At 65.9% G+C, this 20,803-nt stretch carries 19 protein-coding genes; 4 read left to right on the forward strand and 15 right to left on the reverse strand.

Translation table 11 applies throughout. The features are described from left to right. Nucleotides 1-2 precede the first annotated feature (2 nt). The 9 genes from rplX to R1Z03_RS20585 all read right to left on the reverse strand — a co-directional run bounded on the left by rplX (nucleotide 3) and on the right by R1Z03_RS20585 (nucleotide 8,803). Nucleotides 3-323, reverse strand: coding sequence for a 50S ribosomal protein L24 (gene rplX, locus R1Z03_RS20545; protein ID WP_272549412.1), 321 nt, complete (start codon nucleotides 321-323; stop codon nucleotides 3-5). Between the two features lie 9 nt (nucleotides 324-332). Next, nucleotides 333-701: a 50S ribosomal protein L14 gene (gene rplN / locus R1Z03_RS20550; protein ID WP_025596343.1), complete on the reverse strand. Its 369-nt coding sequence runs from the start codon at nucleotides 699-701 to the stop codon at nucleotides 333-335. Between the two features lie 194 nt (nucleotides 702-895). Beyond that, nucleotides 896-2,488, reverse strand: a complete 1,593-nt coding sequence (locus R1Z03_RS20555; RefSeq protein ID WP_317354579.1) for a glycerol-3-phosphate dehydrogenase/oxidase — start codon at nucleotides 2,486-2,488, stop codon at nucleotides 896-898. Between the two features lie 153 nt (nucleotides 2,489-2,641). Further along, entirely contained in the window at nucleotides 2,642-4,372 is a 1,731-nt protein-coding gene (locus R1Z03_RS20560; protein ID WP_317354582.1) for an ABC transporter substrate-binding protein, read from the reverse strand. A gap of 113 nt (nucleotides 4,373-4,485) precedes the next feature. Then, a complete protein-coding gene (locus tag R1Z03_RS20565) occupies nucleotides 4,486-4,794 on the reverse strand; it encodes a DUF2160 domain-containing protein (RefSeq protein ID WP_284413575.1) in 309 nt (102 codons plus the stop codon). 150 nt (nucleotides 4,795-4,944) lie between these two features. Next, nucleotides 4,945-5,757, reverse strand: a complete 813-nt coding sequence (locus tag R1Z03_RS20570) for a carbohydrate ABC transporter permease (protein WP_272549418.1) — start codon at nucleotides 5,755-5,757, stop codon at nucleotides 4,945-4,947. Next, nucleotides 5,750-6,646: a carbohydrate ABC transporter permease gene (locus R1Z03_RS20575; protein ID WP_272549419.1), complete on the reverse strand. Its 897-nt coding sequence runs from the start codon at nucleotides 6,644-6,646 to the stop codon at nucleotides 5,750-5,752. Before R1Z03_RS20575 ends, R1Z03_RS20570 begins: the two co-directional genes overlap by 8 nt. Then, entirely contained in the window at nucleotides 6,643-7,719 is a 1,077-nt protein-coding gene (locus tag R1Z03_RS20580; RefSeq protein ID WP_317354587.1) for an ABC transporter ATP-binding protein, read from the reverse strand. Before R1Z03_RS20580 ends, R1Z03_RS20575 begins: the two co-directional genes overlap by 4 nt. Before the next feature lies 1 nt (nucleotide 7,720). Further along, a complete protein-coding gene (locus R1Z03_RS20585) occupies nucleotides 7,721-8,803 on the reverse strand; it encodes an ABC transporter ATP-binding protein (protein ID WP_317354590.1) in 1,083 nt (360 codons plus the stop codon). 400 nt (nucleotides 8,804-9,203) lie between these two features. Between R1Z03_RS20585 and R1Z03_RS20590 the strand changes: the two genes are divergently transcribed. From R1Z03_RS20590 to proC, 4 genes are all read left to right on the forward strand, one after another. After that, nucleotides 9,204-10,475 (forward strand): porin, encoded by a 1,272-nt coding sequence (locus R1Z03_RS20590; protein WP_317354593.1) that lies wholly within the window; start codon nucleotides 9,204-9,206, stop codon nucleotides 10,473-10,475. 282 nt (nucleotides 10,476-10,757) lie between these two features. Next, nucleotides 10,758-11,522, forward strand: a complete 765-nt coding sequence (locus R1Z03_RS20595) for a DeoR/GlpR family DNA-binding transcription regulator (protein WP_284394152.1) — start codon at nucleotides 10,758-10,760, stop codon at nucleotides 11,520-11,522. Nucleotides 11,523-11,574: 52 nt separating this feature from the next. After that, nucleotides 11,575-13,107 carry a glycerol kinase GlpK gene (glpK, locus tag R1Z03_RS20600; RefSeq protein WP_284394154.1) on the forward strand — a complete coding sequence of 511 codons (1,533 nt, stop codon included), beginning with the start codon at nucleotides 11,575-11,577 and terminating at the stop codon, nucleotides 13,105-13,107. Between the two features lie 76 nt (nucleotides 13,108-13,183). Further along, the gene (gene proC, locus R1Z03_RS20605; protein ID WP_317354599.1) at nucleotides 13,184-14,026 is read left to right on the forward strand and encodes a pyrroline-5-carboxylate reductase; all 843 of its coding nucleotides are present in this window, start codon (nucleotides 13,184-13,186) and stop codon (nucleotides 14,024-14,026) included. Nucleotides 14,027-14,120: 94 nt separating this feature from the next. Here proC and ubiA read toward each other — a convergent pair whose 3' ends face one another. From ubiA to R1Z03_RS20635, 6 genes are all read right to left on the reverse strand, one after another. Beyond that, entirely contained in the window at nucleotides 14,121-14,996 is an 876-nt protein-coding gene (gene ubiA, locus R1Z03_RS20610; protein ID WP_317354601.1) for a 4-hydroxybenzoate octaprenyltransferase, read from the reverse strand. A 116-nt stretch (nucleotides 14,997-15,112) separates the two neighbouring features. Beyond that, a complete protein-coding gene (locus R1Z03_RS20615) occupies nucleotides 15,113-15,637 on the reverse strand; it encodes a Dps family protein (RefSeq protein WP_284394159.1) in 525 nt (174 codons plus the stop codon). A gap of 163 nt (nucleotides 15,638-15,800) precedes the next feature. Continuing rightward, on the reverse strand, nucleotides 15,801-17,555 hold the full coding sequence (locus R1Z03_RS20620; RefSeq protein ID WP_317354603.1) for a dipeptidase: 1,755 nt from the start codon (nucleotides 17,553-17,555) through the stop codon (nucleotides 15,801-15,803). 229 nt (nucleotides 17,556-17,784) lie between these two features. After that, nucleotides 17,785-18,750: a LysR substrate-binding domain-containing protein gene (locus R1Z03_RS20625; RefSeq protein ID WP_272566898.1), complete on the reverse strand. Its 966-nt coding sequence runs from the start codon at nucleotides 18,748-18,750 to the stop codon at nucleotides 17,785-17,787. Nucleotides 18,751-19,768: 1,018 nt separating this feature from the next. Further along, on the reverse strand, nucleotides 19,769-20,029 hold the full coding sequence (locus R1Z03_RS20630) for a hypothetical protein (protein ID WP_317354606.1): 261 nt from the start codon (nucleotides 20,027-20,029) through the stop codon (nucleotides 19,769-19,771). A gap of 361 nt (nucleotides 20,030-20,390) precedes the next feature. Next, the gene (locus R1Z03_RS20635; RefSeq protein WP_317354608.1) at nucleotides 20,391-20,783 is read right to left on the reverse strand and encodes a hypothetical protein; all 393 of its coding nucleotides are present in this window, start codon (nucleotides 20,781-20,783) and stop codon (nucleotides 20,391-20,393) included. Between the last annotated feature and the right edge of the window lie 20 nt (nucleotides 20,784-20,803).

Genomic DNA, 20,803 nt, shown 5'->3' on the forward strand with positions numbered 1-20,803 from the left:
CCTTAGGCCGCCTTGATTTCAGCGCCGCTGGACTTGAACACGCGAACGCGCGCACCATCAGCCTGCACCTTGATACCTACACGATCAGCCTTGCCGGTAGCCGCATTGAAGATGGCCACGTTGGACTGATGGATCGGCATGGCCTTTTCCACGATGCCGCCGGTCGTACCCTTCATGGGGTTCGGCTTGACATGCTTCTTGACCAGGTTGATGCCGTCGATGACCAGATAGGAGTCATCCTTGCGCAGCGACACCGTGCCGCGCTTGCCCTTGTCGCGCCCGGTGAGCACAACGATTTCGTCGCCCTTGCGAATCTTGTTCATGGCGCGTCCTCAGAGAACTTCAGGAGCCAGGGACACGATCTTCATGAACTTCTCGGTACGCAGTTCACGCGTCACGGGCCCGAAGATGCGGGTGCCGATGGGCTCCAGCTTTGCATTGAGCAACACTGCTGCGTTGCCATCGAATTTGACGAGCGAACCGTCGCCACGGCGAATACCCTTCGCCGTACGAACCACCACTGCGCTGTAGACCTCGCCCTTTTTGACGCGGCCACGCGGAGCGGCTTCCTTGATGCTCACCTTGATGATGTCGCCAACACTGGCGTAGCGACGCTTGGAACCACCCAGCACCTTGATGCACAGGACGGACTTCGCGCCGGTGTTGTCGGCAACGTCTAACCGAGATTCTGTCTGGATCATTTCAATATTCCCAACTTGCACCGGCAGGATTGACAGCCCCAGAGAACGTCTCAAGGGCTGAAGATCAGCCAATCAGTCTTGGGCCCGTCGTCCATGCCGCAAACCATTTGCAGCACTTCCCGCTGGGCAGAAACCTCGCGCTTGAAACGCGAAGCCCTCGATTTTGTCAAAAAGCGCAACTGACGTCAAGTACTTCACAACGGGACGTCCAAATACTGCCGAGCCAACGCCTGGAACACCTCCAGTTGGGGGTCGAGGCCGAGCTCCTCGCGCAGGATCTCGCCCACGCGCGGGGCCAAACGAGCGGCTTGGGCCGCATCCAGGAAAAGCATCCGGCTGCGGCGGGCCAGCACATCTTCCACCGTGCGGGCGTACTCGTAGCGGGCGGCAAATCGCACCATCGCCTCGGTCAGCCCCTCTGACAGCGCGGCGTCCGCGCCCGGCAAGCCGTCGATGAAGGATGCCTCACTGCCATAGGAGTGCAGGCCTTGGGGCGCGCTGATGCGGTGCTGCACCGCCTGCTGGGGCGAGCCCACGAGGGGAAGATGGCGCGTCACGCCGCTGGGGCGCTCCGTCAGCAACCCCGCAGTGAAGCATTTTTGCAACACGTCCTCCGCCATGGCCCGGTACGTGGTCCATTTTCCACCGGTGACGGTGACCAGTCCGCTCGCGCTGGCGATGACGGTGTGCTCGCGGCTGATGCTCTTCGTGTTGTCACCGTCGTCGTCCTGCGGTTTGACCAGAGGACGCAATCCGACCCAGATGCTGCGTACATCCGAAGGGCCCGGCGCCCGCGTCAGGTAGCGGGCGGATTCGCTCAGGATGAACGCCACTTCCTCCTTGAACGGTAAGGGCTCGCGGGCCAGGTCCTGGCGTGGGCTGTCGGTCGTCCCCAGGATGACTTTGCCCAGCCACGGCACGGCAAACAGCACCCGGCCATCGGCGGTCTTGGGCACCATGAGCGCATGGTCGGAAGGCAGGAATTCGCGGTCCACCACGATGTGCACGCCCTGGCTGGGTGCCACGATGGGCTTGGCGGGGCGCCGGAGCGCCGCGGCATCCTGCTGGCGAAACGCGTCCACCCACACTCCGGTGGCATTGACCACACACTTCGCGCGCACGGTATAGGCGGTGCCGGTTTCGCGGTCCTCGCACGTGAAGCCCGCCACCTTGCCCGCCTCGTGCACCAGTTCGCGGGCGGAGCAGTAGTTGACGAGCAAGGCTCCGCGCTGCGCCGCCGTGCGGGCCAAGGCGAGCGCCAGCCGGGCGTCGTCGAACTGGCCGTCCCAGTACTTGACCCCGCCTTTGAGCCCTTCCTTGCGGGCCGTGGGCAGCAGGCGCAAGGTGCTTTCCCGGCCGAGGAATTCGGTGGCGCCCAGGCCGGCCTTGCCCGCCAGGACGTCGTAGGCCTTGAGTCCCACGCCGTAGAACGGCGTTTCCCAATAGCGGTAGGACGGCATCACGAACGGCAGCGGCTGCGCCAGGTGGGGGGCATTGTTCAACAGCGTAGTGCGCTCGTGCAGCGCTTCGCGCACGAGGGAGATATTGCCCTGCGCCAGATAGCGCACGCCTCCGTGCACCAGCTTGGTCGCGCGGGAGGATGTTCCCTTGGCGAAGTCGTGCGACTCCACCAGGACCACGCTGAAGCCACGCGCGGCGGCGTCCAGCGCCACGCCCAGGCCTGTCGCGCCGCCCCCGATCACCGCCAGGTCGTAGAGGCGGGGCTCAGCCAGCCGAGCCAGCAGTTCGGAGCGTTTGGTGTACAGGGGGGTGGTCACGGTATTCATGGGATCGATTGTCCATGCGTCTCGGAAGAACCAAGGGTTAACCCTTGATTCACCGCAAAAAACAAATCCGCCCAGGCCCTTGCAGACAAGGACGAGGGCGGGAGGTGGGCAAATCAGGCCGGCGGTGCGTGGGCGCCGGCCCATCCTGCCGGGTCAGCGCACCTTGCCGTCCTTCCAGGCCTGCAGCAGGCGGTCGTAGGCAATGGTTTCGCCCTTGGGCTTTTCATTGGCCAGCTTGGCCCAGGGGGCGGCCTTGTCGCTCAGCCACTTGGCAGGATCGCCCTTGGGATTGAGCTTGGGTGCGCAGTGGGCCATGCCGGCGCGCTCCAGGCGGGCCATGACCTGGTCCATCTCGTCGGCCAGCGTGTCCATGGCGCCCTGTGGGGTCTTCTCGCCCGTGACGGCCTGGGCCACGTTCTTCCACCACAACTGCGCCAGCTTGGGGTAGTCGGGCACGTTGGTGCCGGTGGGCGACCAGGCCACGCGGGCCGGGCTGCGGTAGAACTCGACCAGGCCGCCGAGCTTGGGCGCCATGTCGGTCATGGCCTTGGACTGGATGTCGCTCTCGCGGATGGGCGTCAGGCCCACGATGGTCTTCTTGAGCGAGACGGTCTTGGCGGTCACGAACTGGGCGTAGAGCCAGGCAGCGGCCGTCTTGTTGGCGTCATGGCCGTTGAAGAACGACCACGATCCCACGTCCTGGTAGCCGTTCTGCATGCCGGGCTTCCAGTACGGGCCGTTGGGGCCGGGCGCCATGCGCCACTTGGGCGTGCCGTCGGCGTTCACCACGGGCAGGCCGGGCTTGACCATGTCGGCGGTGAAGGCGGTGTACCAGAAGATCTGCTGGGCGATCTGGCCTTGCGCGGGCACGGGGCCGGATTCGCCGAAGGTCATGCCCATGGCTTCCTTGGGCGCGTACTTCTTCATCCAGTCCACGTACTTGGTGAGCGCGTACACGGCCGCGGGCGAGTTGGTTGCACCGCCGCGGGACACCGAGGCGCCCACGGGCGTGCACTTGTCCGCCGCCACGCGGATGCCCCATTCGTCGATGGGCAGGCCATTGGGCGTGCCGATGTCGGCCGAGCCCGCCATGGACAGCCAGGCGTCGGTGAAGCGCCAGCCGAGCGAGGGGTCCTTCTTGCCGTAGTCCATGTGGCCGTAGATGGCCTTGCCGTCGATGGTCTTCACGTCATTGCTGAAGAATTCGGCGATGTCTTCGTAGGCGCTCCAGTTCAGCGGCACGCCCAGGTCGTAGCCGTACTTGGCCTTGAACTTGTCCTTCAAGTCCTTGCGCTCGAACAGGTCGGCGCGGAACCAGTACAGGTTGGCGAACTGCTGGTCGGGCAGCTGGTAGAGCTTGCCGTCCGGCGCGGTGGTGAATTTGGTGCCGATGAAGTCCTTCAAGTCCAGCCCGGGGTTGGTGAACTCCTTGCCGGCGCCCGACATGTAGTCGGTCAGGTTCATCATCTTGCCGTAGCGGTAGTGCGTGCCGATCAGGTCGGAGTCGCTGATCCAGCCGTCGTAGATCGACTTGCCCGACTGCATCGAGGTCTGCAGCTTCTCGACCACGTCGCCTTCCTGGATCAGGTCGTGCTTGACCTTGATGCCGGTGATCTCCTCGAAGGCCTTGGCCAGCGTCTTGGACTCGTACTCGTGCGTGGTCAGGGTTTCCGACACCACCGAGATTTCCTTCACGCCCTTGGCCTGCAGCTTCTTGGCCGCGTCGATGAACCACTTCATCTCGGCCAGTTGCTGGTCCTTGGCCAGCGTGGACGGCTGGAATTCGCTGTCCACCCACTTCTTGGCTTCCGCCTCGCCCGCCATGGCCGTGTTGCCGGCCAGGACCGCGACGGCCAACGCCAGCGCCGAATACTGCATCTTCATAGTGCTTGTCTCCTGATAGTCAGTTGAATCGACTCCCCTTTGCATTCCAGCGGCCGCCGGGTCCGGGGGATGGGTCGGACCGGCGGCAGAAAAAACTCCCGGCAGCCGGGCCGTCAGCCCTTGCGCAGGATCAGCACCAGCAAGGCCATCGACAGCACGAAGCTGATCCAGATCGACGGCTCGGCCGACAGCGAGAACCACTGCACCAGATGCCCGCTGATGCCCACGAAGGCCAGGTTCACATAGGCGGCGGCCAGCAGGCCGATGAAGAGGCGGTCGCCGCGCGTCGTCGCCAGCGGCAGCCAGCCACGCCGGAGCAGGGTGGGGGACTTGATTTCCCACACCGTCATGCCGGCCAGCATGAGCACGATGCACAGGAAGAAAACGGCCACCGGCGTGGTCCAGGCCATCCACTCAAACATGGGTACCCCCGTGAGCGCCTGCGGCACGTACCCTGAGGGGGACGCAGCGGGTGGCCGGGCAAGGCCCGCTCCACGGCTGCCGCTGGCGTTGGACGCATCGCGCGCTCTGCGGTGAAAGTGTGTGATTCATGGTTGTGCTCCCTTCACACGTCAAACCCGGCCCATCGCGAAACCCTTCGCGATGTAGTGCCGCACGAACCAGATGACGATGGCACCCGGCACGATGGTGAGCACGCCGGCCGCGGCCAGGGTGGCCCAGTCCATGCCGGAGGCGCTCACGGTGCGCGTCATCGTCGCCACGATGGGCTTGGCGTTCACGCTGGTGAGCGTGCGCGCCAACAGCAACTCGACCCAGCTGAACATGAAGCAGAAGAACGCCGCCACGCCCACGCCGGCCTTGATGAGCGGCAGGAAGATGGTCAGGAAAAAGCGCGGGAAGCTGTAGCCGTCGATGTAGGCCGTCTCGTCGATCTCCCGCGGGATGCCGGTCATGAAGCCTTCCAGGATCCACACCGCCAGGGGCACGTTGAACAGCAGGTGGGCCAGCGCCACGGCGATGTGCGTGTCCATCAGCCCCACGGTCGTGTAGAGCTGGAAGAACGGCAGCAGGAACACCGCGGGCGGCGTCATGCGATTGGTCAGCAGCCAGAAGAACACGTGCTTGTCGCCCAGGAACTGGTAGCGCGAGAACGCATAGGCCGCCGGCAGCGCCACGGTGAGCGAGATCACCGTGTTGATGGCCACGTAGATCAGGCTGTTGATGTAGCCCGAATACCAGGACTCGTCGGTGAAGATGGTCTTGTAGTTGTCCCAGGTGAAGTGCTGGGGAAAGAACGAGAACGTGGAGAGGATCTCCGCGTTCGTCTTGAAGCTCATGTTGACCATCCAGTAGATGGGCAGCAACGCGAAGACGATGTAGGCCGCAAGGAAGAGGCTCCGCTTGCGAAAGCGCTTTTCATTCATGGCCGGCTCCGGTCTGTGCGTCGGTGCCCACGCGCTGCATCCAGTTGTAGAGGATGAAGCACAGCAGCAGGATGATGAGGAAGTAGATCAGCGAGAACGCCGCCGCCGGGCCCAGGTCGAACTGGCCCACGGCCTTCTGCGTGAGGTACTGGCTGAGGAAGGTGGTGGCATTGCCCGGCCCGCCGCCGGTGAGCACGAAGGGCTCGGTGTAGATCATGAAGCTGTCCATGAAGCGCAGCAGCACCGCGATCATCAGCACGCCGCGCATCTTGGGCAGCTGGATGTAGCGGAACACGGCGAACTTGCTCGCGCCGTCGATGCGCGCGGCCTGGTAATAGGCGTCGGGGATCGAGCGCAGACCGGCGAAGCACAGCAGCGCCACCAGCGGCGTCCAGTGCCACACGTCCATCACCAGCACGGTGAGCCAGGCCTGCGTGGCGTTGCCGGTGTAGCTGTAGTCGATGCCGATGTACTGCAGCGCGGCGCCCAGCAGGCCGATGTCGGCGCGGCCATAGATCTGCCAGATGGTGCCCACCACGTTCCAAGGGATCAGCAGCGACAGCGCCACCGTCACCAGCACGGCGGAGGACTTCCAGCCCTGCGCGGGCATGGACAGCGCCAGGCAGATGCCCAGCGGGATCTCCACCGCCAGCACGGCGAGCGAGAACGTGATCTGGCGCCACAGGGCCGCGTGCAGCTCTTCGTCGCGCATCACGGCGGCGAACCATTCGGTGCCGACGAACACGCGCCGCTCGGGCGAGATGATGTCCTGCACCGAGTAGTTCACCACGGTCATCAGCGGCAGGATGGCCGAGAAGGCCACGCACAGGATGACGGGCAGGATCAGGAACCAGGCCTTCTGGTTCACCGGTTTGGTCGTGGTGCTCATGCCAGCAGTTCCTCGTTTTGGTAGAAGCAGGTGTGGCGCCCCAGCACCTGCAGCCAGACCGTGTCACCCGCCGAAGGCACCGCCTCGCCCGTGCCCAGGCGGGCCTTGAGCGTGTGCTCGCCCACGCGGGCCGTGAGCAGGAAGTAGGTGCCGATGTCCTGCACCTTCTCCACCGTGCAGGGCAGCGCGCCGGGCTGCCCTGCCGCGGCGATGGCCAGGTACTCGGGGCGCACGCCCACCTGCAGCGCGCCGGCCGGCAGGGCCTTGCCCGCGGGCCGCGCCAGGCGGTGGCCCGCGACCACGATCGCGTCCGACTCGCCCTGCGCGGGCAGGAAGTTCATGCCCGGCGAGCCGATGAAGTGGCCCACGAACACGTGCTGCGGCCGCTCGAACAGCGCATCGGCCGCGCCCACCTGCACGGCGCGCCCGCGCGTCATCACCACCACCTCTTCGGCGAAGGTCAGCGCCTCCACCTGGTCGTGGGTCACGTAGATCAGGGTCAGCTTGAGCTCGTGGTGGATCTGCTTGAGCTTGCGGCGAAGCTGCCACTTGAGGTGCGGATCGATCACCGTGAGCGGCTCGTCGAAGAGCACGGCCGCCACGTCGGAGCGCACCAGGCCGCGCCCGAGCGAGATCTTCTGCTTGGCATCGGCGGCCAGGCCCGAGGCGCGCTGGTCGAGCTGCCCGCTCATGTCCAGCATCTCGGCGATCTGGCCGACGCGCTGGCGGATCTGGGCCTCGGGCACCTTGCGGTTCTTGAGCGGAAAGGCGAGGTTCTCGGCCACCGTCATGGTGTCGTAGATCACCGGGAACTGGAACACCTGGGCGATGTTGCGCTCCTGCGGGCTCGCGTGGGTGACGTCCTTGCCGTCGAACAGCACGCGCCCCTGCGAGGGCACGAGCAGGCCCGACATGATGTTGAGCATGGTCGTCTTGCCGCAGCCCGAGGGGCCCAGCAAGGCATAGGCGCCGCCGTCGCGGAACTCCATCGACAGCGGCAGCAGCGCGTAGTCGCTGTCCTGCTGGGGGTTGGGCTTGTAGGCGTGCGCCAGGTCCAGATTGATGCGCGCCATCTCAGCGCCCTCCCCGGCGCGCGGGCGCCAGCAGCAAGGCGCCGTCGGCGCCGAAGACATAGGCTTCGCCCGGTGCCAGGTGCAGCGTGATGGCCGCACCCAGGTCGAAGTAGTGCACGCCCGTGACCTGCGCCACGAGTTCGCCCCAGGGCGTGTGCGCATGCACGAAGGTGTCCGAGCCCGAGATTTCGGCCAGCTCCACCGTGCCGGCCACCGCCACGTCGCCGGGGCGTGCCTGCAGACGCAGGGCACTCGCCCGCACGCCGACGGTCAGGCCCGTCGCGGCGCTGCCCGCCGGCAAACCCTGCGGCAGCGCCAGCAGGCCGCCACCGGCCATGCGCACGCCGCCCGCGGCCGCATCGGCGGCGATCAGATTCATCGGTGGGTCGCTGAAGGCGCGGGCCACGCGCAGCGAGCTCGGGGCATGGAAGACTTCGGCCGTGGGGCCGTACTGCAGCAGTTCGCCCTCGTGCAGCACGGCGGTATAGCCGCCCAGCAGCAGGGCCTCGCCCGGCTCGGTGGTGGCATAGACCACGGTGGAGTCGCCGGCCGCGAACAGCTGGGTCAGTTCGTCGCGCAGTTCCTCGCGCAGCTTGTAGTCGAGGTTGACCAGGGGCTCGTCCAGCAGCATCAGCGGCGCGCCCTTGGCCAGGGCCCGGGCCAGCGCCACGCGCTGCTGCTGCCCGCCCGACAGCTCGGCCGGGTAGCGGTTCAGGAACATGTCGATGTGCAGCCGCTCGGCCAAGGCGCGCACGCGCTCGGCGATGCCTTTGTCGCCCCGCAGCTTGAGCGGCGAGGCGATGTTGTCGGCCACCGTCATGGAGGGGTAGTTGATGAACTGCTGGTACACCATGGCCACGTTGCGCTCGCGCACGGGCACGCCGGTCACGTCCACACCATCCACGCGCACCGTGCCTTCGGTCGGCTTGTCCAGCCCCGCCATGATGCGCATCAGGCTGGTCTTTCCCGCCTGCGTGGCGCCCAGCAGAACGGTCACCGCGCCGCTTTGCAGCGCCATGTCCATGCCATGCAGCCAGGTCTGGGCCCCTACCCGCTTGTTGATGCTCTCAAGTGCCAGCTGCATGCAGCTACCCCATTTCTGCGACCCAAGCCGCAGCGCAGAGCGCGCACGGCCAAGTCTTCGTTGTTCGATTGCGATCATTTTTGTTGTTTTGTGATCGTTTTGAATCAAGGTTTACCCTTGATTGATTCGTTTTCGTTCGCTTGGCGCCAGTGGCGCGCCCCGCCCCACCGTCAGCGCGCCGTGCGGCCAAAGACGTCTGCAGCGAGGGCGATGGCCAAAAAACAGCGTCTCCAGCGCACTCCGTCCTCTGGAGGTTCCGGGTTTTCCCCTGTGTCGCAAACGCCCTGCTCGGTATTCACACCCTTTACCGCTTGAAACATTGCCCCTAGTCTCGGGCTTCATTCACGAGCGTCGGCGGTGTCGGCGGCGCTCCCGTCCAATTTCGTATCTGGGAGATGTCATGAACAAAATGCGTGTGCTGTCGGTGGCTGTTCTTACCTGTCTATCGTCGGTCGCCATGGCACAAAGCACGTCGGGCATGGCGGGCAGCAGCAGCCTCAACATGTACGGCATCGTGGACCTGGGCGTCAGCCATGTGACCGGCGGCCCCGGCGGCAACCAGACCCGGCTGATCAGCGGCAACATGGAAGGCTCGCGCCTGGGCTTCAAGGGCAACGAAGACCTGGGCGGTGGCTACCGCGCGATCTTCACCATGGAAGCGCGGATCGAGGCCGATACCGGCGACACCAGCAACCGCCCCGTGTCCCTGGGCCAGTTGCCCGACCGGCTGAGCACGGCCACCTCGCTGGGCCTGCCCGCTGCCCTGCAGCCCGCGGTGACCGCCGTGGCCAATCAGATCGGCTCCAACATCGGCGTCAACCTGAACAAAACCTTCTTCGACCGCCAGATATTCAGCGGTCTGGTGACCCCGTTCGGCGCCTTCACGTTCGGCCGCCAGTACACGCCCGGCTACCTGGCCACCGGCAACTTCGATGCGATGAAGACCGAGTCCAGCCTGTCCCTGGGACAACTGGTGGCGATCCCGAACTCGTTCGACATCCGGGTCAGCAACTCGATCCAGTACGCCCTGCAAAAGGACGGCCTCACCGCCACCGCCATGTACGCCGCCGGCGAGGTGGCGGGCAAGCCGAGCGCGCGGCGCCTGCTGGGCATCATGGCGATCTACAAGGGCGACGGCTATTCGTTCGGCGGCGGCTACAACACCCGCAACAACGAACTGGGCGAAAAGTCGCTCACCACCGGCATCATGGGTGCCACGCTGGACATCGGCCCGGGCACGCTGTCCGGCCAGTACGCCGTCATCAAGGACGATCACCCGAGCGACCTGTCCACCATCGCCGCGAGCCTGTCGGCCAACCCGGCCACGGCGCCGGTGGCGGGCCTGGTGCAGAACGCGTTCATCCAGGGCTTCAAGCAGGACGCCCGCCTGTTCCAGGTCGGCTACCGCATCACCAGCGGCGTGCACACGGTGACCGTGGCCTACAACAACATGAACGACAAGCGCCCGTTCAATGCCGACCGCTACTCCTACGGCGCGGCATACACCTACGCGCTGTCCAAGCGCACCGACGTGAGCGCCGTGCTGACGCACCTGGAAAACAAGAACACTTCGCAGGACTTTCTGGGTGGCAACGGTTTCATCGGAGGCGTGGCGGCCTCCCCAGGCAAGGACGTGAACAGCATCGCCGTGTCGATTCGCCACCGGTTCTGACGCGCTCCGCAGTCTTCCAAGAGAAGCCTTTGGCCGCCGAGACAAATCCCCCGCAAGGGGGATTTTTTTCGTCCGGAGCCACCGAAAACCTTGCGGGGCACCGACCGCGGCGCCCTCTGCCTCGGCGTTCGATCCGGATCGGGATTGTTGCTTCTTGATCGTTTCCCATCAAGGTTTACCCTGGAACGGTTCGTTTTGGTTCGCTTTAAAGTCAGGCAGTCCCGCTGCGGACCCTGCGCTGTCATTTCTTTTCGATTTCGCTTCGCCACCCGAATCCTTTCCGTGAACACCAACCCCCGCCAACTGCGCCTGCTCGAAGAGGTCCGCTCCCGCCAATCCGCCACCGTGGAGGAGCTGGCCGACACCTTGGGCGTGACGCTGCAGACGGTGCGGCGCGACGTGCAGCGGCTGGCCGAACTGGGGCTGGTGCGGCGGTTCCACGGCGGCGTGCGGGTGCCGACCTCCACCGTGGAGAATCTCGGCCATACGCAGCGCGAAACGCTGCATGCCGACGGCAAGGCCCGCATCGCGCGTGCCGTGGCGGCCCAGGTGCCCAACGACTGCTCGCTGATCCTCAACATCGGCACCACCACCGAAGCCATCGCCCGCGCGCTCATGCACCACCGCGGCCTGCGCGTCATCACCAACAACCTGAACGTGGCCGCCATCCTGAGCGGCAAGCCCGACTTCGAAGTCATCGTGGCCGGCGGCGTGGTGCGTTCGCGCGACCGCGGCATCGTGGGCGAAGCTGCGGTGGATTTCATCCGCCAGTTCCGGGTGGACATCGCGCTCATCGGCATCTCCGGCATCGAGTCGGACGGTACGCTGCGCGACTTCGACTACCGCGAGGTGAAGGTGGCGCAGACCATCATCGCCCAGGCCCGCGAGGTCTGGCTGGCCGCCGACCACAGCAAGTTCAGCCGCGCGGCGATGGTGCAGGCCGCCACGCTGGCGCAGATCGGCCGGCTGTTCACCGATGCGCCGCCACCCGAGCCCTTTCCCGCGCTGCTGCGCGATGCCGGCGTGGACTGCACCGTCGCTGGATGACGCCCCCACCGTCCCGCGGCACCCCGCCGGTCCTCTTCTTCCAGAATCCACCATGACCTATCTGCTCGCCCTCGACCAAGGCACCTCCAGTTCCCGCAGCATCGTGTTCGACGAGCGCGGCCACATCGTCGCGCAGGCACAGCTGGAGCTGCCGCAGATCTACCCGCAGCCCGGCTGGGTGGAGCACGACCCGCGCGAGATCTGGCGCACCCAGCTGGCCACCGCGCGGCAGGCCCTGGCCCAGGCGAATCTGAAGGCCGGCGACGTGCGGGCGCTGGGCATCACCAACCAGCGCGAGACCACGGTGCTGTGGAACCGGCGCACCGGCGAGCCCGTGCACCACGCCATCGTCTGGCAGGACCGCCGCGCCGAGCCGCTGTGCGCCGAGCTGCGCGAGCGCGGCCTGGCCGACACCATCCAGGCCAAGACCGGCCTGCTGATCGATGCGTATTTCTCGGGCACCAAGCTGCGCTGGCTGCTGGACCACGTGCCCGGCGCGCGCGCCCAGGCCGAGCGCGGCGAACTGGCCTTCGGCACCGTGGACAGCTGGCTCATCTGGCAGCTCACGCAAGGCCAGGTGCACGTGACCGACGTGAGCAACGCCGCGCGCACCATGCTCTTCAATGTGCGCACCAACCAGTGGGACGACGAACTGCTGGAGCTGCTGCAGATCCCGCGCGCCCTCATGCCCGAGGTGCGCCCCTCCAGCGCCCACTTCGGCGACACCCACCCCGAGCTGCTGGGCAGCGCCCTGCCCATCGGCGGCGTGGCCGGCGACCAGCAGAGCGCGCTGTTCGGCCAGGCCTGCTTCAAGGCCGGCATGGCCAAGAACACCTACGGCACCGGCTGCTTCATGCTGATGCACACGGGGCAGAAGTTCCAGACCTCCACCAACGGCCTGCTCACCACCAGCGCGGCCCAGATCGGCACGGCGCCGCCCGGCGCGGCCTCGCTCAGCCTGGCCGGCAGCACGCCCGAGTTCGCCATGGAAGGCAGCGTGTTCGTCGGCGGCGCCGTGGTGCAGTGGCTGCGCGACGGCCTGCGCGCCATCTCGGCCAGCAACGAGGTGCAGTCGCTCGCCGAAAGCGTGCCCGATTCGGGCGGCGTGATGATGGTGCCCGCCTTCACCGGCCTGGGCGCGCCCTACTGGAAGCCCGACGCGCGCGGCACCATCACCGGCCTCACGCGCGGCACCACGCTCGCCCACATCGCGCGGGCGGCGCTGGAGAGCATCGCCTACCAGAGCGCCGCGCTGCTGCAGGCCATGAGCCGCGACGCCGTGGCCGCCGGCGGCGCGCCGGTGAGCGAGCTGCGCGTGGACGGCGGCGCCTGCGTGAACGACCTGCTCATGCAATTCCAGGCCGACCTGCTGGGCATTCCCGTGGTGCGGCCCGCGGTGATCGAGACCACGGCGCTGGGCGCGGCCTACCTGGCCGGCCTGTCGAGCGGCGTGTACCGCAGCACCGACGAGCTGTCGGACCTGTGGCGCGCCGAGCGCCGCTTCATGCCCACGCTGGGCGCCCCCCGCGCCCGCGAACTCATGGCGCGCTGGGAGCACGCCGTGCGGCAGGCCTCGCTCGACTGAAAACCGCCGCCCCGGCCCCCGGCCACAGCGCAGGCGCTAACATCCTGCGCTTCGCCTCCACCTGCCCACCGCCGCCATGAACGCCACACCCGCCGCGACCGATTCGCACTCCTCCGCCATCGCCTTCATCGGCGGAGGCAACATGGCCAGCGCCATCATCGGCGGGCTGATCCGCCAGGGCGTGCCGGCCGCGCAGATCGAAGTGGTCGAGCCCTGGGCCGAAGCCCGCGCCGCCCTGCTCTCGCAGCACGGCATCACGGCGCACGAAGCGGCCGGCCCCGCGCTGGCCCGGGCCGGCACCGTGGTGTGGGCCGTCAAGCCCCAGACCTTCCAGGAAGCGGCCCGGCAGGCGCGCGCCCACACCGCCGGCGCCGTGCACCTGAGCGTGGCCGCCGGCATCCGCTCGGACAGCATCGCCCGGTGGCTGGACAGCGAACGCATCGTGCGCGCCATGCCCAACACCCCGGCGCTGATCGCCCGCGGCATGACGGCCCTCTACGCCCGCCCCCAGGTGACTGCCGACGAGCGCGCGGCCATCGAGCGGATCATCGCGACGACGGGGGAATTCCTGTGGGTGGACGACGAGCCGCAGCTCGATGCCGTCACCGCCCTCTCGGGCTCGGGCCCGGCCTATGTGTTCCGCTTCCTGGAGGCCATGACCGAGGCCGGCGCCGCCATGGGCCTGAGCCGCGCCCAGGCCCACCAGCTGGCCGTGGCCACCTTCGCCGGCGCCTCCGAACTGGCCCGCCGATCGGACGAGCCGCCCGAGGTGCTGCGCCAGCGCGTCACCTCCAAGGGCGGCACCACCTACGCCGCCCTGCAGTCGATGGAGCAGGACGAAGTGCCCCAGCGCTTCATGCGCGCCCTGGAGGCCGCGCGTTCGCGGGCGCGTGAACTGGGCGACGAGTTCGGCGCCTGATCGCCAGCGCGGGCGGGCGCCCCGCCGGCTTCAAGCCAAAACGCCCTCCAGCACAATAAGTACTAGGGCATATCGCTATAAAAACAATAGCAAACTACCGCAGCGCGTAACCCACGGCGATGCCGGCGAACAGTGTGAACCCGATCCAGTGGTTCTCGCGGAAGGCCCGAAAGCAACCCTCGCGCGTGCGGTGGCGGATCAGCGCGAAGTGCCATGCCACCTGGGCCAGCACCACGCCGATCGCGAGGTAGAACGCCGCGCCCAGCCCCAGCGGCGCCAGCGAAACGCCCCAGAACGCCACCAGCAGCAGGTAGAACGCCAGGATGGCCGCCACGTCGAAGCGGCCCAGGGTGATGGCCGACGTCTTCATGCCGATCTTCAGGTCGTCGTCGCGGTCCACCATGGCGTATTCGGTGTCGTAGGCCAGCACCCAGAACAGGTTGCCCAGCACCAGCCACAGCGCCAGCCACGGCACCTCGCCGCGCACGGCGGTGAACGCCATCGGAATGCCCATGCTGAAGGCCACGCCCAGCACCGCCTGCGGCATGGAAAAGAACCGCTTGGTGAACGGGTACAGCACCGTGACCGCCAGCGCCGGCACCGACCAGGCGATGGTGATGGCATTGGTGGTGAGCACCAGCGCGAAGGCCACGAGCGCCAGCACCGCGCCCACGGCCAGCGCCTCACGCGGGGAGACGGCGCCGCTGGTCACCGGCCGCTGCGCCGTGCGCTTGACGTGCCGGTCGAACCGGCGGTCGGCCACGTCGTTCACGCAGCAGCCCGCGCTGCGCATCAGGATGGTGCCCAGCGTGAACACGGCCAGCAGGTGCCAGCCGGGGAATCCGCCTGCCGCGACCCACAGCGCCGACAGCGTGGGCCACAGCAGCAGCAGCCAGCCGGCCGGGCGGCTCCAGCGGATCAGGTCGAGGTAGAGCGACAGGCGCGACGGCGTGGGGGCGGAAAGCTGCATGGCGCGGACAAAGGAGAGGAAAGAAAAAGAGAGAAAGAGAGGCGACCCGGGAAACGAAAACGCCCGCACGGGCGGGCGGGCGCTGGCTGGGCAGGGCCGTGCAAGGCCCGGCCGGCTTACTCCTCCAGGAGCGAGCGCAGCATCCAGGCGGTCTGCTCGTGCACCGCCAGGCGCTGGGTCAGCAGGTCGGCCGTGGGTTCGTCGCTGGCCTTGTCGGCCACCGGGAACAGCTCGCGCGCCGTGCGGGCGACGGCCTCGTGGCCCTCGACCAGGATGCGCACCATCTCCAGCGCGTGGGGCGGCTCGGTGGGCGCGTCGGGCAGCGAGGTGAGCTTGCCGAACTGGGCGTACGAGCCCGGCGCCGCATGGCCCAGCGAGCGGATGCGCTCGGCCACCGGGTCCACCGCGTTCCACAGCTCGGTGTACTGCCCCATGAACATGGTGTGCAGCGTGTTGAACATCGGGCCCGTCACGTTCCAGTGGAAATTGTGGGTGGTGAGGTACAGCGTGTAAGTGTCGGCCAGCAGGCGCGACAGGCCTTGCGCGATGGCCGCGCGGTCCTTGTCGCTGATGCCGATGTTGATGCGCGGTGCGCCGCTGGCGCCGGCGCGGGCAAGGGGGGTCTTGGGGGTCTTGGCCATGGAGAACTCCTTCGGGTGCTGAACTGAACGATGCGTTGCGTTGCGTTGCGTTGCCGCTGCCATCTTGCCGGCCCGGGCGGGCCCCCGCCGCTGCCGGGGAGGCGTGGCGCCCGGGCGCCTGAAACACTTTAGCGCATGCAGGGCAGCCAGCGGCCGCCCGGGGTCACTGCATCTGCGGCAGGTTGCCGATGCGCACCAGCATCTCGGTGAACATCTGCATGTCGGCGTCGAGGTCGGCCACTTCCTTGAATTCCTTCGCGTTGTGGGCCGTGTACTTCTTGCCCGGCATCGCGGGGCCGAAGTTGATCGCGTTGGGCATCAGCTTGGCCGTGGTGCTGCCGGCCGTGGGCACGGGCTTGGCCTCCAGGCCCGTGGTGTCGCCGAAGGTGTTGAGCAGCGTGGAAAGCCAGGCGCCCTTGGGGTCGCGCGCCATCCACTCGCCCTGGCTGTGGTCCACCTCGACCGCCACGCCGGCCTGCGCGCCCCACGCCTGGATGCGCGCGGCGGTGGCCTTCGTCAGCACGTCGGCGGTGCTGCCGCGCGGCATGCGCACGTTCACCAGCACATCGACCTTGCCGTCCTTCTCGCGCACCAGGTTGGGCGACATCGTGAGTGGGCCCATGAAGTCGTCGCTGTACGCCAGGCCCATCGTGCGGCCCAGGTAATCGGTGCCGTACAGGTCGGCGATGTAGCGCACCGCGCCCGCATAGCCGTTGGCCGCCAGCGGCACGCCGGACTCCTGCAGGAACAGCGCCAGGCGCGGCAGCGGGTTCACGCCCTCTTCGGGGCGCGAGCCGTGGGCCGACGTGCCCGTGACCTTGACCGTCAGCGCGGCGCCGTCCTGGACGATGTCGATGGCGAAGGGGCCGCCCTGGCCCGCGTACTTGGCGATGAAGGCCTCGCGGGCCGCGCCCAGGCGCTGCGCCGCGGCGGCCAGATCACCGCCCGTGAGGCGCGCGGTGGCCGTTTGCGGCACGGCGTTGGCCGAGGCGGCGCCCGCCATCGCGGCGATGGTGACCGCACCGGCCGGCACGGCGGCGGCAGGTGCCAGGGCGAACGAGGCGCGCAGCGCGCCCGAGCCCTTTTCGGCCACCACGGCGGGGTACTTGCTGTCCAGCACGATGTTGTACTCGGGCAGCTGGGTCTTGGCGCGGTAGTACTTCATCGCGTCGCCGCCCGTCTCTTCGGTCGTCTCGACCATGAGGCGGATCGTGCGGGCCATCGGCAGGCCGCTGTCCTTGACCGCCTTCATCGCGTACAGCACCGCGGCGATGGAGCCCTTGTCGTCGATGGAGCCGCGGCCGTACAGGTTGCCGCCCACCCGCGTGAGCTTGAACGGATCCAGCCGGGTGCCGTCGTCCAGCCCCCATTCGTCGGCCACCACGGGCACCACGTCGGCGTGCGTGAGGATGCCGAATTCTTCGGTGCCCGTGCCGGGCAGCTTCACTTCGAAGATGCGGTTGTCCACGTTGCGGTACTGCAGGCCGAAATCCTTGGCCATGCCTTCGACCAGCGTGCCGAAGGCGATGATGGCCCGGTCCTCGTGCGGCGGCACCTTGTCCGAGCGCACCGTGGGAATGGCCACCATCTTCGCGGTCGTGTCGATCACCGCCGTGTGGTGGTGCAGCCGGTTGTACAGGCCCAGCAGGCGGCTGATGTTCACCAGGTCGTCGCCCGCCAGCGTGGCCTTGGACCCATACGCCTTCACGCTGGGCGCCAGCGCAGGGTAGGTGCGCACCGCGCGTTCGAGGAACGCGCTGAAATCGCCGCTGGGCGCGCCCGTCTCGGCGACCACCAGGCGGTCCAGATCGGGTTTCTTGAGCGTGCCCGCCAGGGGCGCGGCGTCGGTCGGCGCGGTCACGCTGGAGCAGGCCGAAAGGCCCAGGGCCAGGCCGGCCGCCATCAAAAGCTTCTTCATGAATGTCCTCGGGATTGTGGAGAGCGCGGCGCCCCGCGCGGACCGCATGTGGCGCGGCCCGCGCCAGGCCGGGGTGGAGGATGCCCACCCACCGGCCGCGCGCGGGGCGAAGTTTAGCCCTGCCCCGAGGCGTTTCGGTGAAGCCGGCAGCCCGCGCGCGCGGCGGCCAGCGCCGACCACCGGGCCGCCAGGCCCGCAAAAAGAAGCGGAAGAGACCGCTGGCCTGCGGTCAGGACAGGCGCGTCATGCCCGGCAGCTCGCAGGCGTAGATCGCGTTGCGCAGCGCGGCGATGGCCTCGTAGCGGGTGAAGCTGCGGCGCCAGGCCAGCACCACGCGGCGCATGGGCGGCGGGCTGCCGTCGGCCTCCTGGATCGGCAGGTAGCGGATGTGCGTGTCGTCGCTCTTGCGCCGGCGCGACCCCGTGTGCAGGGCATCGCGCGGCACCGACAGGCGCGGCACCAGCGTCACGCCCATGCCGGCCGACACCATGTGCTTGATCGTCTCGAGCGATGAACCCTCGAACGTGCGGCGGATGCCCTCGGCATTGCTCGCGTAGCGCGCGAACTCGGGGCAGACCTCCAGCACATGGTCGCGAAAGCAGTGGCCCGCGCCCAGCAGCAGCATGGTCTCGCTCTTGAGCTGCGCGGCGGAAATGGATTTCTGTTCGGCCAGCGGGTGGCTGCTGGGCACGGCCGCCATGAACGGCTCGTCGTACAGCGGCGCCATCGCCAGGCCCGTGTCGGGAAACGGCTCGGCCATGATCGCGCAGTCGATCTCGCCGGTGCGCAGCATCTCCAGCAGCTTGACGGTGAAGTTCTCCTGCAGCATGAGCGGCATCTGCGGCGTGCGCGCGATGGCATGGCGCACCAGCTCGGGCAGCAGGTAGGGACCGATCGTGTAGATCACGCCCAGCGTCAGCGCCCCGGCCAGCGGGTCCTTGCCGCGCTTGGCGATTTCCTTGATGGCGGCGGCCTGTTCCAGCACGCTCTGCGCCTGGCGCACGATCTCGTCGCCCAGCGAGGTGACCGACACCTCGCCCGCGCTGCGCTCGAAAAGTTTGACCTCCAGCTCGTCTTCCAGCTTCTTGATGGCCACTGACAGCGTGGGCTGCGACACATAGCAAGCATCGGCCGCACGGCCAAAGTGCTTCTCCCGGGCCACAGCGACGATGTATTTGAGTTCCGTGAGGGTCATTGTTGGATGCGGATTGGCGAACGCGACATTGTGCGCCGAGATGAAACCCCTGTCGGTCAGCCGTTCGCGGGGAGTGCGGTGGGGGGGAAGGAACTTTACCCTGGCTTCACATTGGGGTGCGGGGCGGGCCAGGGGCTGCCGAAAGGTGTGTTGGATGCCCAGAAAACGCTGGCGACCGAGGCATGCGCGTTGCGCGCCAATGGGCCTTGCCAGCCATCTTCGCCGCGGTTTTCCTTATGACCGAATAGGCTTCATGCCTTAGAAAATCATGGTCATGATGCTATTAAAAATATAGCGCATCGAATGTGTTTGGTCCGAACTCTGGCGAGGGCGAGTCGTCGGCCCAGGAGGATGGATTCCATCCGCGTTGGACGGAGAGGAAATTAACGCCTTGCCGCCATGCATCGCTCTGAACACTGCTGCGGGAGCACCAATGCCATAAGGCAAATTGATTTGCCACATAAACGATCAGATGGGTTTCGTGCTGTTTAGGCTGCCTTCCGCCGCCTCGCTGTTACGACTTCCGTGTTGGTTGGGCTTTTTCGGATTGCTCTTCATCCGAACTCATCTCGGGCATTAGCTGATTCTTAAACATCGCGCTGTGCCAATAGCCTTGCGAGTCATTCAGCCAGTCAACTTCTTTTTTTCTGCGAGCGCGCGTAAAGGGGCAAGTGGTATCTCATAGCGCCAAAGCAGGGCTAGCAACTCACACATTGCCTCTTTGTCAAGGGCAGAAATACCGATATCAATCAACAAATATCGACCTACGCCCCTCACGCTGCGTATTGCAATTATCTCTTCCAGACCTTGAAACAGGCGCCGCTCATCACCTCGTGAGTAAAAATTGCCTAAAGCTATTTGTAAAATCAAATCGCATTCCAATCACCGGCGATTGCCAAGAAAAAGTTTTAACGACTGTCACCTAGGCAGTAGTAAGTAGCTAACGCCCTTTTCTTGAGCGCCAAACATGCCTGTAGCCGCTTTAGACCAGTGGTGTTAACAATCAATCCCTTCCTTTCTAATCAATATTTTTTCGCCGATTTTCCTCAACAGCGAGAGGTGGTATTTCGGGCTGCTGAGAAACAGGAGACTCAGTGAAAGCCCCCCAAATCCCTCCGATGATCCACACTCCAACCCACCCGATTACAAGAATCGTCATAGCCACAGCAATCAGGAAAAGCCCCATGCCGCCGCCGCCATAAGGTATTGCAGACCCAATAGCTGCCAACCATGCCAAAACGGTCAATGCACAGACAATCAAGAACAATAAAAAACCCATGGACCCCTCATTTAACTAGAAAATAATTAATCATCAATTCAACCACTATTACTCAACCTTCCCAATCATTAGACTGGATTTTATCGGCAATTGATCACTCGGCATTAGATTCATCCGTTCAATTTAACAACCCACGCCGCACGCAACGCATACGCCAATTCTCTCCACGCCATGGAAAAAATCCATCAATTGCCAGTCTAGGACGATGGCAATGCCGCAGTAGCCGTCGTGCGCAAATGACTTTCTTCTGTCACCCCTGGCCCGCTACGCCTCCATAGCCTATGGTCTGCGTGCGATGAAGGTGCCAGCGGTATGACTCAGTGATGGCACCGTTTAGAAAATGGCTTCGCTATTGATGAAATCACGTCTCAGCGCGAAGGGTCATTGACGTAAACGAGGCAAGAATTTGCGCTCCGAAAACTGCCGTTATTTCCACCATCTCAAGTTCACCGCGAAGCACTCTCTCAACAACTGCATGTGCGATCGTGGCTAACCGCGGCTCACAGTCGTTCTCTGCGACGCCAGTCATCAAAAAATATGCTGCATCACGAAGGGACGAGTCTTCGGTACCTTGCGTCCAATGTTTCATATTTTCAATGATATTCTGCTGCCTCAATTCGTTGATAAGAAACCTCTCAATGCCATGCAACTCTAGAAAGAATTTAGCCCCGTCAGACCCGACAATCGACAATGAAATCTCGCGACCTGCGTCGTCAATTTGCACCCCCAGTAATCTACTTTCTACAAAATTCATATAAAACCTTTTCTAAATCA

Origin of the sequence: Acidovorax sp. BLS4, assembly GCF_032929295.1 — a bacterium.
In the GTDB taxonomy this organism is placed as follows: domain Bacteria; phylum Pseudomonadota; class Gammaproteobacteria; order Burkholderiales; family Burkholderiaceae_C; genus Paracidovorax.

Excerpts from the sequence above, each read along its gene's own strand:
- rplX (WP_272549412.1), bottom strand. The coding sequence starts at position 323 with ATGAACAAGATTCGCAAGGGCGACGAAATCGTTGTGCTCACCGGGCGC.
- rplN (WP_025596343.1), bottom strand. The coding sequence starts at position 701 with ATGATCCAGACAGAATCTCGGTTAGACGTTGCCGACAACACCGGCGCG.
- R1Z03_RS20555 (WP_317354579.1), bottom strand. The coding sequence starts at position 2,488 with ATGAATACCGTGACCACCCCCCTGTACACCAAACGCTCCGAACTGCTG.
- R1Z03_RS20560 (WP_317354582.1), bottom strand. The coding sequence starts at position 4,372 with ATGAAGATGCAGTATTCGGCGCTGGCGTTGGCCGTCGCGGTCCTGGCC.
- R1Z03_RS20565 (WP_284413575.1), bottom strand. The coding sequence starts at position 4,794 with ATGTTTGAGTGGATGGCCTGGACCACGCCGGTGGCCGTTTTCTTCCTG.
- R1Z03_RS20570 (WP_272549418.1), bottom strand. The coding sequence starts at position 5,757 with ATGAATGAAAAGCGCTTTCGCAAGCGGAGCCTCTTCCTTGCGGCCTAC.
- R1Z03_RS20575 (WP_272549419.1), bottom strand. The coding sequence starts at position 6,646 with ATGAGCACCACGACCAAACCGGTGAACCAGAAGGCCTGGTTCCTGATC.
- R1Z03_RS20580 (WP_317354587.1), bottom strand. The coding sequence starts at position 7,719 with ATGGCGCGCATCAATCTGGACCTGGCGCACGCCTACAAGCCCAACCCC.
- R1Z03_RS20585 (WP_317354590.1), bottom strand. The coding sequence starts at position 8,803 with ATGCAGCTGGCACTTGAGAGCATCAACAAGCGGGTAGGGGCCCAGACC.
- R1Z03_RS20590 (WP_317354593.1), top strand. The coding sequence starts at position 9,204 with ATGAACAAAATGCGTGTGCTGTCGGTGGCTGTTCTTACCTGTCTATCG.
- glpK (WP_284394154.1), top strand. The coding sequence starts at position 11,575 with ATGACCTATCTGCTCGCCCTCGACCAAGGCACCTCCAGTTCCCGCAGC.
- proC (WP_317354599.1), top strand. The coding sequence starts at position 13,184 with ATGAACGCCACACCCGCCGCGACCGATTCGCACTCCTCCGCCATCGCC.
- ubiA (WP_317354601.1), bottom strand. The coding sequence starts at position 14,996 with ATGCAGCTTTCCGCCCCCACGCCGTCGCGCCTGTCGCTCTACCTCGAC.
- R1Z03_RS20615 (WP_284394159.1), bottom strand. The coding sequence starts at position 15,637 with ATGGCCAAGACCCCCAAGACCCCCCTTGCCCGCGCCGGCGCCAGCGGC.
- R1Z03_RS20620 (WP_317354603.1), bottom strand. The coding sequence starts at position 17,555 with ATGAAGAAGCTTTTGATGGCGGCCGGCCTGGCCCTGGGCCTTTCGGCC.
- R1Z03_RS20625 (WP_272566898.1), bottom strand. The coding sequence starts at position 18,750 with ATGACCCTCACGGAACTCAAATACATCGTCGCTGTGGCCCGGGAGAAG.
- R1Z03_RS20630 (WP_317354606.1), bottom strand. The coding sequence starts at position 20,029 with ATGGGTTTTTTATTGTTCTTGATTGTCTGTGCATTGACCGTTTTGGCA.
- R1Z03_RS20635 (WP_317354608.1), bottom strand. The coding sequence starts at position 20,783 with ATGAATTTTGTAGAAAGTAGATTACTGGGGGTGCAAATTGACGACGCA.